8 protein-coding genes are annotated in these 12,461 nt (G+C 39.1%); 1 reads left to right on the top strand and 7 read right to left on the bottom strand.

Going from position 1 to position 12,461, the window contains the following annotated elements; genetic code table 11:
• Positions 1–547: 547 nt before the first annotated feature.
• From addA to LQE94_RS16240, 4 genes are all read right to left on the bottom strand, one after another.
• Entirely contained in the window at positions 548–4,225 is a 3,678-nt protein-coding gene (addA, locus tag LQE94_RS11010) for a helicase-exonuclease AddAB subunit AddA (RefSeq protein ID WP_240577704.1), read from the bottom strand.
• The gene (addB, locus tag LQE94_RS11005) at positions 4,226–7,621 is read right to left on the bottom strand and encodes a helicase-exonuclease AddAB subunit AddB (RefSeq protein ID WP_240577703.1); all 3,396 of its coding nucleotides are present in this window, start codon (positions 7,619–7,621) and stop codon (positions 4,226–4,228) included.
• Between the two features lie 25 nt (positions 7,622–7,646).
• A complete protein-coding gene (locus LQE94_RS11000; protein WP_240577702.1) occupies positions 7,647–8,618 on the bottom strand; it encodes an Rpn family recombination-promoting nuclease/putative transposase in 972 nt (323 codons plus the stop codon).
• A gap of 417 nt (positions 8,619–9,035) precedes the next feature.
• Positions 9,036–9,158: a hypothetical protein gene (locus tag LQE94_RS16240; protein ID WP_276312744.1), complete on the bottom strand. Its 123-nt coding sequence runs from the start codon at positions 9,156–9,158 to the stop codon at positions 9,036–9,038.
• Positions 9,159–9,726: 568 nt separating this feature from the next.
• Here LQE94_RS16240 and LQE94_RS10995 point away from each other — a divergent pair.
• The gene (locus LQE94_RS10995; RefSeq protein ID WP_240577701.1) at positions 9,727–10,269 is read left to right on the top strand and encodes a prolyl-tRNA synthetase associated domain-containing protein; all 543 of its coding nucleotides are present in this window, start codon (positions 9,727–9,729) and stop codon (positions 10,267–10,269) included.
• 62 nt (positions 10,270–10,331) lie between these two features.
• On the opposite strand, the gene LQE94_RS10990 is transcribed toward LQE94_RS10995, so the two are convergent.
• Genes LQE94_RS10990 through LQE94_RS10980 form a run of 3 tightly spaced genes read right to left on the bottom strand, consistent with a single transcriptional unit; the run spans position 10,332 to position 12,401 of the window.
• Positions 10,332–11,081 (bottom strand): amino acid ABC transporter ATP-binding protein, encoded by a 750-nt coding sequence (locus LQE94_RS10990; RefSeq protein ID WP_022075203.1) that lies wholly within the window; start codon positions 11,079–11,081, stop codon positions 10,332–10,334.
• 5 nt (positions 11,082–11,086) lie between these two features.
• A complete protein-coding gene (locus tag LQE94_RS10985) occupies positions 11,087–11,761 on the bottom strand; it encodes an amino acid ABC transporter permease (RefSeq protein ID WP_117991995.1) in 675 nt (224 codons plus the stop codon).
• Positions 11,742–12,401 carry an amino acid ABC transporter permease gene (locus LQE94_RS10980; RefSeq protein WP_240577700.1) on the bottom strand — a complete coding sequence of 220 codons (660 nt, stop codon included), beginning with the start codon at positions 12,399–12,401 and terminating at the stop codon, positions 11,742–11,744. The genes LQE94_RS10985 and LQE94_RS10980 overlap by 20 nt, the downstream gene beginning before the upstream one ends.
• Between the last annotated feature and the right edge of the window lie 60 nt (positions 12,402–12,461).

The following is a 12,461-nucleotide window of genomic DNA, read 5'->3' as shown; positions in this document are numbered from 1 at the left end:
CATCTGCAACTTGCTTTTCTTTGAACTTGCAGATACTTTTTAGCCTGCCTGGCATGTATAATTGCATCTACATCTTGCCTTTTCTGGGATTTAAAGATACTCCCTTCGCAAATTTTTCATCTGCATCCCACATTTTCGATAACATGCGGATGTTTCTCATTGAAATTTTGCATCCTCAACCTACTCTTTCTATGCCTTGCGGATGCTCTCCAGTAAAATTACGCATCCCCTAAAATCCACTATCGCAGATATCGCTCAATATTCCTCGAGTTCACTCACTTCATGGACTGAGCCAATACATTACTTACAAAAAATTGATATAAGAAATTCGAGCGAATATGGAGTGAGCGTTGAAGACACTTAGAGCGTAAATTTTTTGTGTTAATGAATTTGAACGAACATGTTTGAAGCTGCGTAGCAGCAAGTTTGAGTTCAAATTCATTTGCTTTTAGCAAAAATTTACGCTCTTTTGTGTCTCCCGCTCATGGAATCTGAGCAAGAATTCTTATATCAATTTTTTGTAAGGAACGTATTGCCACTTAATGAACTAAATATCAACGTTCTCCCCCAGGCAGAACGAATAAATCACTTTCTCCTTCACTTTCTTCCCAAGCAGCTGCTCGAGTGCCTTTGCATAATAATCCAACTGTGCATGATATCTCTCTTTCAATTCTGCACCATTTCGAACCTTGTCGGTTTTATAATCCAGCAGTACAATTTCTCCATCTTCTTCGAAATAAACATCAATGATTCCTTGTACCAATATCATTTCATTCTTCATATCTGATAGACAAACATCTTCAACTTCTTTCTGGCACATATCTCCCATCGCTGTCTGGCAGGCATCCTTTATTTCTTCTCGATAAATCTCTCCTGCATCTACTCCAAGTACAAATGGCTGTTCTGTTTTTAGCAGCTTGCTTTTTGCAGCTTTCTGCATTCTTTTTCCGATATTACTATTCAAGAAGTTCTGTATATCTTTTATTCGGATGCACTTTGTCATCTCTTTTGTAATAATTTTATCTTGTTCCATCTGCCTGATTGCTTCTTTTAGGGATGTAGTATTGTATTCTTGTGTAAAATCAAGCAATTCTAATACTTTGTGATATACACTTCCTCGCGAAGCACCCTTTACCTCTTCCTCTTCTTGTAAAAATTTAGGCAAAAGAGGAACTACCGGTGCTTCTTCTATCATTTTCTCACCATTTTCTCCGCTGCTTTCTTCACTTAAATAGGTGCGTTTTTTCAGCTCGGATACGGTAAATTTCATTTTCCATTTTTGCATTTGCTGATATGGATAACGATATGAAAACTGCTCGTTCAAATGTTCTTTTAATTCATTGTCATATACATTTTCCAGATTCCAATGCTCTAATATATCCTTTGCTACCTGCTCGGCTTGTTCTTCTCTTTTGTCGAGTACCGCAGCATCCCAGTAATCCCACACTTTAATCGAAATCGGTGCATCTGGCTGTGCAGCCACCGGAAGTACCCAGTCTAAATATTTATGTGCGGATGCTAATTTTGAAAACGTCATACTGCCTTTCGATGCATTTTCAATCGCAGCATTTTCATATTGGAGCACAAGATTCCGAGCATCTTTTAGCTGCCCTGTCATAATCAATTTTTCTTTTGCTCTGGTCAGCGCAACATAAAGTACTCGAAGTTCCTCTCCTAAGGTTTCCAATTTTGTCTGCTGCTGGATCATTTTCTTTAAAAATGTCGGAATTTTTGTACGTCTATCCAAGTCAATCTGATCGATTCCTACACCAAGCTCCGGATGAATAATCATACTTCCGTTTACGTCCTGCATGTTGAAACGTTTGCCCATTCCTACAACAAATACAATTGGAAATTCCAAACCTTTGCTTTTATGGATTGTCATGATCCGCACGGTATCTGCCTGTTCATCTATAATATTCGCTTCCCCGTAATCTACATCATATTTTTTCAGCTGCTCGATATATCGCACAAAGTTAAACAAACCTTTATAACTTGTTCCTTCGAATGAACATGCTTTTTCAATTAGCATTTCGAGGTTTGCCTTTCTCTGCGCACCGCCAGGCATTGCCGAGATATACACACCGTACCCTGTTTCTTCTAAAATTTTCCACAACAATTCGTGAATGGATGTGTATGGGATTAATTTGCGGAAATGTTCCAGCTGTCGGTAAAATTCCTGCAGTCTTTCGCTTTGTTCTGCCGCCTCGTAAAATGTACTGTTTTCTTTTGAGTTTCGGATTTCGGCAAGCTCTTGTGCAGATAATCCGACAAATGGAGAGGTCAATACTGCTGCCAGCGGAACGTCCTGTCTCTGGTTATCTAAAAGCTGCAGGTAATCTAGTAAAACACTTACTTCATATGTTTCAAAATAGCCTTCCCTGCTACCTGCATATGCCGGAATTCCTTCTTCATTCAATATCGTTGAAAATGCATCCGACCACCCTTTTGCACTTCTTGATAAGATTACAATATCCCGATATTGGGCCGGTCTATATTCGCCGGTTTCCTTATCCTTCACCCTTGCTTTTCCGACCAGTTCTTTAATCCGCTTTGCAACCATCTGCGCTTCTAATTGTTTTCCTGTTCCATCAAGAAATTCTGTTCCCTCTTCCAGATCATCTGGGATTTCTGCATCGGATGTATCTAAAAGCAATAATTCAGCTTCATTTTCCAAGCTGCCATCTTCACGCACCAAGGTCTCGTAATCTGCCCCTAGATAAAGTGCCGCATTCTCGTCGTACTCTACTCCTCCAAGCTCTTTTCTCATAATCCGCTCGAAAATAAAATTTGTACTATCGAGCACTTCTGCACGGCTTCGGAAATTCTTATGCAGATCAATACGCTGCTTTTCTCCATCTTCCAGACTGTAATTTTCATATTTTTCCATAAATAACTCCGGACGCGATAAACGAAAACGATATATACTCTGCTTAACATCCCCAACCATAAACACGTTGTATTTGCCTTTGCTTATCGTAGATACGCTTGTTAAAATTGCTTCCTGAATTAGGTTACTGTCCTGATATTCATCAATCATAACTTCTGCAAACTGTTCCTGATATTCCTGTGCGACGATTGATGGAACCAGTTTTCCTTCTTTTTCTTCTGTCAGAATCTGCAAGGCAAACTGCTCCATATCATTGAAATCAATAAGATTTCGTGTTCTTTTTTTCTCCGCAAATGCATCCGCAAACATTTGGACCAACGCGACAAATGCCTGCATCGTATCGTGGGATGCCTCCATGTCTTTCAGCATTTCTTCCGGCTTTTCATAATAATAAGCTGCGATTAGATCTTTCACCTGCTTTTTGACTTCATCACGAAGCTGTTTTACTTTTTCTTTCTTTTCCTCCGAAACGCTTTCATCCTTCTTTCTGGACAACGCTTTCCACTTTATAGATGTCAGCTCTTGATATAACTGTTCATATTCATTTTGCTCTCTATTGAGATTTGACAACATTTCTATATCCATTTCCAGCATTTCTGCATACATATATGGACCATCTGCTTCTTCACAAATTGCCAGTGCCTCATCCAGGATACCAAGCATATCTTCTACATAGTATTTTGTCTGTTTTGCCGCAATCTCAAAGATAAAATATGCCCCATCCTGTTCATTTACGGCATAGTTATCAACACATTGCCAAAGCCATTTTTCCGGTTGTGGATAACTCCTTGAATACTCATACAACTGTAAAATAAATGTCTCTAAGCGTTTATCATTCCGTCCGCTTCCAAGCTTTTCGACCAGCTTTAAAAATGTCTCATCCGCCTCTTCATAGCACGATTCCAGAACTTCTCCTAATACGTCCTGCGAAAGAAGCTTCAACTCGCCTTCTTCTGCAATACGAAATCCCGGATCAAGATTTATCACATGAAAATGTTCTCTTATAACAGATAGGCAAAAGCTGTGGATCGTTGTAATTGAGGCGCTGTGGATCAATGTTGCCTGTCTTTGTAAATGTGCATTCTCCGGATTTTCTTCTAATGACTTTTCGATTGCATTTCGTACACGCTCTTTCATTTCAGCGGCCGCCGCCTCTGTAAATGTCACGATCAACAGACGGTCCACATCTATAGGATGCTTCTCGTCTGTCAGCATTTGTATAATACGCTCTACCAAAACTGCCGTTTTTCCAGACCCTGCTGCAGCAGATACAAGAATATTCCGGTTACGCAGATTTATGACTTTCTGCTGTTCTTCTGTCCATTTCACACCCATTTATCTTTCCTCCTGTGCAGCAATATGAATCTTTTCCAACACATCCTCTTTGGAATATTTCTCAAGTCTGCGATATTCATAGCCTTCGATTCTTGTATCAAATCCGCAAATTGCACGATAGGCACAATAATCACATCCGGTCGCACCGCCCATTTCATATGGTTCTGCCTGCACCTCGCCATCTGCCATTTTGCCTTTTAGTTTCGTTTCTAATTTTTTTGTATAATCAAGAAATTCCAAAAATTCATCCGGATACAGAGCTTTCGAGGTTTTACTCAATGCTCCGCTTTTTGTTTTTGAAACCGGAATATAATTTGACGTTCCTTCCAGATTATGCTGTAAATGTTCCACAACGATTTCATCCGCATTTACCAAACCATCCAGACGAAGCTCTTTTAAAATCTTACCCTCAAGCACTTCATCGTCCTCTTCTTTATCTACGATTGGATCTTGCATACGATAATAGAAAATTCCGGCAGGAATAATCTCTTTTCCTTTATGTCTCTTCTGCTCCACATCCAGTGCCGCATTTAGATAAACCGGAAGCTGTATCTGCAATCCATGATAAAATGCTGTAATGTCAAATGCTTTCATACCGGTCTTATAGTCCGTAACCTTTACATATACTCCATTTTCATCTTCACATGTATCAATTCTGTCAATCTTTCCGCTTCCAAAATTAAATTCATACAGACTCGGACGGAAATCACTCTCTGCCATTTGCTTTGTCAATGCCCATACAGAACGCTGGATTAACTTCTTAATCCTTGTGATCGTATACTCATTTCTTGCAGTGCTGTACAATACTGTATTTCCGTATTCAAGAATACTTTCTTCCACACTCTCCTGAATAAACCGCTCCTTTACTTCTTCCGACATAGCCGTCCAGTCTACCTGTATATCATCTGCTTTTCTTGCAAATCTTTCCATAGACTGGTGTGCTATATTTCCCAGATCCATCGCCTCAAACTGATAGCGTTCCCGCTCTGAAAGGCGAAGCCCATATGTCAGAAAATGTGCATATGCACACGAAGAAAACCGCTCCAGTCTGGTCACGCTGACACGCTCTGTGTTTCCATATAAATCCTTTGCAGTCTCTTTTTTTAATTGCTCTTTTTCTTTCTTGTAAAATGCTGCGTCTAATATTCTTTGCAACACAAGTGGGTTCTCTTGATTCTTTTCTTGTTCAAAATACCACGAATACAATTCCTTCCACTCGTTACTCAATCCGTATTGTCGCTTGGCCAGTCCATCTACCAGATATTCTGCTCCCTGCATCCATGTCATTTCTTTTTCTGATAATGATTTTTTTTCTTCCTCAATCACTTCCAGCTTCGGATACATCCGCTTCAAATCCTGGATTAAATACGCCGGTCTCAATCCTTTTCCGTCGGCAGATGTTTTTGAATAAGAAAGATAGAGCTTCTCCGATGGTTTTGTCAGATTCATATACAAATATAATTTCTGCGTGTATGTTTTTTCTTTTGCTCCCGGTGATAATGAGAATTTTTGTTCTGCAAACTGTTCTCGGTCCCTGTCCGATAACAAACCGCCCTGTCCAAGATTTCCCGGAAGAAAAACATCATTTGCCCCGACAAAAAACAACACTTTCAAATGATTCAGACGAGTACGCTCCATATCACCGATCACAACCTGATCCAGACTTGGCGGAATAACCCCGACCTTTGCCTCCTCCAAACCAGCATCTAATAACTCATTGTATTCTTTTAATGAAATCTCTTCGTCTCCGAGAAGTTCAACAAACTTATCAAACAGCTCCATTACAATGCGATATACCTGCGAATATTCTTTTGCCAGTGCAAGCTCTCCCTGCTCTTGAAAATAATTTTCCATCTCCTGCACATTTTCCTGCATCTTTTCTTGAAGCAAGAATTCATGCACTGCAATTGTTATTTCCTTAACTGTCTTTTTTCGCTTTTTTAATACCTTTGTAAGTGTTTCTATTTTCTTTACAAACCGTTCTCTCAATTGATTCAACGAATCCAATGCCTGTGCGCTTACAGCCAGCTCTTTTTGTTCTGCTGCATCTTTTCTTTTCATTTCATAAGTAGTCCTCACCCACTTATCTGACCACTTACTATATCCACGCAATCCCAGTGCAATCACATAATTTTCCATGCGATCCACTTCTTCCCTCGTAAATCCTGACATACCTGTCCGCAAAAAACGAAAAACACTTTCGTATGAAAAATTTTCTTCTTCCATTGCCAGCAGACTTCGTAAATATTCTACAAATGCATTTAACAAGATGCTCTTCTTGTGGTCCATAAAAATCGGAATCCGATACTCTTCACATGCTTTTTCTAAATGATTTGCATATGTTCCCATCTCACTGACAATCACGCCCATTTCCCGATAACGGATTCCTTCTTCTCTCGCAAGCCGATGTATTTGCGCCGCAACAAAATTCGCCTCTTCTTTTGGATTTCGAGTTACATGTAATGATATTGCATTCTGTTCTTCGGTATAATGACCACATTTGTAGCGGAACAACTCATTTTCCAAAAAAGCCATCGCCGGATTATCCCGAAAACGGTAAGGTGTTTTTTCGTATAAATATACCGGTTCATCTACCAAAATACGATTTTCTCCTGCAATCTCAACAAGCGAAGTAACCATTTGCTTACTAAGTGCAAATAGTTGATATGGGTGTTTATAAACAAATGGATTCTCCCTTTGATCCATTTCTACGGTTATCATAACTTTTTTACATACCTTCAGAAGCTCCCCTAAAAGCCTGTTCTGAACGGGGGTAAATCCGGTATATCCGTCGAGTACGACAACACTATCCTTCAATATTTTCGATTCCGGAACCGCATCACTCAACACATCCAGCAATTCTTCTTTTGTAATATATTTGTCTGCAAGATAATTTTCAAAGCCTCCATATACTGTACGAATGTCCCGCAATTTATAAGAAAGATAGCTTTCCTCACCAAGCGAATCAATCATTTCATCCAGTTCATCAAATCCGATGCCATATTGCGTAAACTCAGAAATCACAGATTTCACTTCACTGATATATCCCTGTTTTTTTAAATTACCTCGCAATACCTTCAACTCCGACTCATACTGTCCGGCAATCTTCCGCAGGATTAAATTCTTTCCTTCATCATCTAAAACATGTTTTGTTTCTCTGCCTGTCTCTTCAAATATACGGTGTGATAAACGAATAAAACTTAACACATCAATATTCATGATTCCTTTGTTCGGATGTGCCATACACAGATCCTTTTGCGTCTGCATCGTAAACTGCTCCGGCACCAATACAATATAATTGGTGTCTGGATGAGCCAAGGATTCTGCGATAACTTCTTTATATAAATGATGCGATTTTCCTGCACCTGAATTTCCAAAAATGAATTGTAATGACATGACACCCTCCTGAGATAAATACTGACTATGCATTCTTTCTTAATTCTTCAAGCACATTTTCAATTGCAGATACACTCTCTTCCAGCTCATCTGCGATTACTTCAACGCTCTTACCTTTGACAAGTTTCTTTTGGACTTGTTGTTTGAGGTGCTCTGTTCTGCCTTCTGCTTTTCCTTTCATTATTCCACGTTCTTCTATTCCTTCACTTAAATTACACATTACTTTCACATCCTCCTCTATTGATTTTTCCATTGGTATATGATATTCGTTTTTGAGTATATTCAATTTTTCCTCTTCTCTTAGTGTTTCTGACAATAGTGCTCCTAGAAGCCGGTGCAGTTCATGTTTCTCTTCTCTGGGAGATACTTCTTTTGTCACCCCTATCATAACGATATTTATCAAGTCTTCTCTTCCTCTCCAGTTTTGATTTCCTATAATCGTATCATTTTGCAAATGAATGTGATTCATACTGTTCTCTGACATGTTCATGCATATCCAAATGGAATAAACTTTCTTAATATCGTTATAATTGCTATTCACAAACTCCCTATTTTTCTGGGATGAGATTTCTCGGCTAACGTAAAAAATGGCCCGGTTAAGAATGTCATATTCTGTTGGTTCTTTTCTCTGTGCCTCTACATTTATGATAATCTTCGAGCGTCCCTCTTTCAAGTGCACGTAAAAAATAATATCAAACAAAATGTAGCCTGCATTTACCTCTTCATTTACCGTATTCATTCCTATGATTTCTTTTCCGTTTTCATCCACTCCAACAACTTTGTTAGTAAGCCCCGGGTCAATAGGGATCTTCCCAATATGTATATCATCTTCAATCAATGGCTTCACTTCTTCCGGTGACATGCCCCGAAATTCTTCTACTGCCTCTATCAAAATTCGTGCCAGTATATCTTTGTATCCAAGCAGCTTTTTGACACAGGCATCATACTGTGCTTTAAGGTCAGTCGCTAATACAGCATTTTTCAACTCAGTATTCATTTTTCCTCCTTTTGCAGAAGGAACTTCCTCTATCTTCAATCGCTCCCAGTCCTCTTCTGCTTTTTTCATAATGTTTGGTATTAAAGCATAGATTTCTGAAATGTTATTAGAATATAGATGGTACGACGTACCTTAGATTTCGTATAGAAACATGCTTTTTCCTACTTTAACATAGAGTAGGAATAAATTGCAAGATGGGATTTTACGGTTTTATTCAAGTACCTCCCTCCTTCGAGTTGCTATTTAGTTCATTAGGTAGCAATAGGTTCCAGTACGTTATTGCAAATCAAATGAATTAAAGAGCAGTGCTCTGTGGTGTACCGTAATAGAAACAGGTAGATGATTTTTTTTGTAACTGTTGTATCTGCAAGCCCTTGATATTCGTTATTGCAGATGCTCTTTTTTAGACCGATGTATCTACAAGGCTTTGATATTCATTGTTGCAGATGCTCTTTTTGGAATCAATGTATCTGCAACTTGCTTTTCTTTGAACTTGCAGATACTTTTAATCCTGCCTGTCATGTACAATTGCATCTGCATCTTGCCTTTTCTGGGATTTAAAGATACTTCCTTTGCAAATTTTGCATCTACATCTCACATTTTCGATAACGTGAAGATGCTCCCCAGTAAAATTACGCATCCGCAACTTGCTCTTTCAATGCTTTGCGGATGCTCCCATCAAAATTTTGCATCTTCAATCCCCTATCGCAGATATCGTCGCTCGATATCCTTTGAGTTCTATTTACTTCACAACTTGAGCCAATACATTACTTACAAAAAAATTGATATAAGAAATTCGAGCGAATATGGAGTGAGCGTTGGAGACACTTGGAGCGTAAATTTTTGCGTTAATGAATTTGAACGAACGTGTTTGAAGCTGCGTAGCAGCAAGTTTGAGTTCAAATTCATTTGCTTTTAGCAAAAATTTACGCTCTTATGTGTCTCCCGCTCATGGAATCTGAGCAAGAATTCTTATATCAATTTTTTGTAAGGAACGTATTGCCACTTAATGAACTAAATAGCAACTCCACCTTGATTTTCTTCCACCCTCGTTCTAATATATTCCTATATTACACATTATTTTAATTCTTAATTTGGAGAAACAGACATGAAATTACAAGACGGAAGACCAACAGATTTAACCGGCAGATTGCCAAAAGAAATACGCGTATATGATTTTTTAGATACCCTCAATATATCTTATCAGAGAGTTGACCATGAAGCAGCTATGACAATGGAAGCTTGTGAAGAAATCGATCAAGTACTCGGAGATAACACCTCGATTTGTAAAAATCTATTCTTATGTAACCGACAGGCAACTGATTTTTATCTACTTCTTATACCGGGAAACAAACCATTTAAAGCCAAAGAATTATCTGCACAAATTGGAAGTTCCAGATTATCTTTTGCCAAGCCTGAATTTATGGAACAATATTTAGACATCACTCCCGGCTCCGTCAGTGTTATGGGATTGATGAATGATATAGAGCATAAAGTACAACTTCTGATTGATGAAGATATTTTGAAAAAAGAATATTTTGGATGCCATCCTTGTGTAAATACATCAAGCTTAAAATTCAAAACAACCGATCTTATGGAGCGTATCATTCCAGCTCTTGGACATACGCAAAAAATGGTAAGGCTTGGTTGAGCCAAACAGGGACGGGGTTTTCCGGCTTTTTTTGCTTGCAAAAAAGCCGGAAAACTCCGTCCCTATCTGGCTCTATCAAATGTAAACACATTTAAAAACTGTTTTGCTCTTTCTGTCTTTGGATTCTCGAAGAATACTTCTGGTGCATCTTCTTCCACAATCTTGCCCTGGTCCAGGAATATCACGCGGTCTGCAACAGCTTTTGCAAACTGCATCTCATGTGTTACGATGATCATTGTTCTTCCCTGCTTTGCAAGGTCGAGCATTACATCTAATACTTCTCGAACCATCTCCGGGTCAAGTGCTGCCGTTACCTCATCGAATAATAGAATCTCCGGATGCATACACAATGCACGAACGATTGCCACACGCTGTTTCTGACCACCGGACAACTGTCTTGGATAACTATTTGCCTTATCTGCCAAACCGACTCTTTCAAGAAGCTGCATTGCCTCTTCTTTTACTTCTTCTTTTTTACGTTTCTGTACCTTTGTCGGTGCCAATGTAATATTATCCATCACTGTCAAATGAGGAAATAATTCATAGCTCTGGAATACCATTCCTATCTTCTGACGAAGCGATGCCAGATTCTTGCTGCCATACTCAACCAGGTCTCCTTGAAGACGGATTTCTCCTCCCTGAATTGGCTCCAATGCATTGATACAGCGAAGCAATGTACTCTTTCCGCATCCACTTGGACCAACTACGACTACTACTTCACCTTGTTTTATTTCCAAATCCATACCATCTAATATCGTATGGCCTTCAAATTTCTTTGTAAGATTTTTTACATTCAATAATGTTTCTGCCATGAACATCACCCCCATTTTCTTTCCAGATATCTGGCAAGCATACTAATTGGCCAGCATGCAATGAAGTAAAGCAAGAATACAACAAGGAATACTCCAAATGCTGCATTCGGACTTGTCATACGGTTTGCCTCGATTATCTGCTGTGCCACTTTCAACATTTCCACAACACCAATCATAAGCACAAGGCTGGTTGTCTTGATCATTCGTGTGATCAGATTGATTGCAAGCGGTACCAGTCGTCTGACGGTCTGCGGAATAATGATATAGCGATATGTCTGGATTTTTGTAAGGCCAAGTGCCTCACTGCTCTCGTATTGATGCTTTGGAATACTGATCAGCGCTCCTCTTACCAAATCTCCCATTTCTGCGGTTCCCCACAGTACAAATACGATAATTGAAGCAACTTCTCCCGACAAACTCCATCCAAATGCTCTTGTACTTCCAAAATATACGATGAACAAAAGCACCAGCTGTGGCATAATACGTATAATCTCCAGATAAATTCTGAAAATCGCACGTACGATTTTATTTTTCATTGTCATCAGTGCTCCAACAAGAATTCCAAGCGGCATGCTGATTACAATAGAAATGAGACTGATTTGCAGTGCTACCCACATACCTTGCAGCAGACGAATCATGTTGTTTCCTTTTAATAATACATCAAGCCCCAAATCCGGCATGGCGCAGCCTCCTTTCCAACAGACTGCCCAGAATTGACACTGGAAGCAGAATGATCAGGTAGAAGACGACGAGCAAAAACAGACTCTCTGTTGTTTTGTAATACAGACCAATTAAATCTTTGGCTGTAAACATCAAATCCATCAAACTGATGGCACTGAACACACTCGTCTCCTTCAACAAAAATATTACATTTGCCACAAAAGCCGGTACGCTGACCGACATTGCCTGCGGTAAAATCACATATTGCATTGTCTGGCGATTGCTTAATCCCAAACTAACTGCACTTTCTCGCTGGATTGGTTCTATGGTTTCCAGTCCACTGCGAAATGTTTCTGCCATATAACTTCCGCCTAAAAACGCAAGTCCGATTGCTCCACAGACTTCTGCATCGAGCTGCAGACCAATCTTCGGAAATCCATAATATATGAAGAAAAGCTGTACTAACAAGGGGGTATTTCTACTAAGTTCAATATAAACTGCTGCAATCTGCCTTGCTACAGGAATTTTGTGATATTGAATCATTGCACATATCAATCCGATTAAAATTGCTAAGACAATTCCGATTACTCCTATCTTGACTGTCAATTTTGCAGCCTTTTCATATAAAGGAATATACTTTATAATAAATTCCCAATTCATGAAATCGTGTTCTCCTTTCATTGATATTTGCATTTTTTTATTCTACCATTCTCAAAATTG

It is taken from the genome of Mediterraneibacter sp. NSJ-151, assembly GCF_022487435.1.
In the GTDB taxonomy this organism is placed as follows: domain Bacteria; phylum Bacillota; class Clostridia; order Lachnospirales; family Lachnospiraceae; genus Schaedlerella; species Schaedlerella hominis.
The sequence above is the reverse complement of the archived record's forward strand: the minus strand, read 5'-3'. Positions and strand labels throughout refer to the sequence as shown.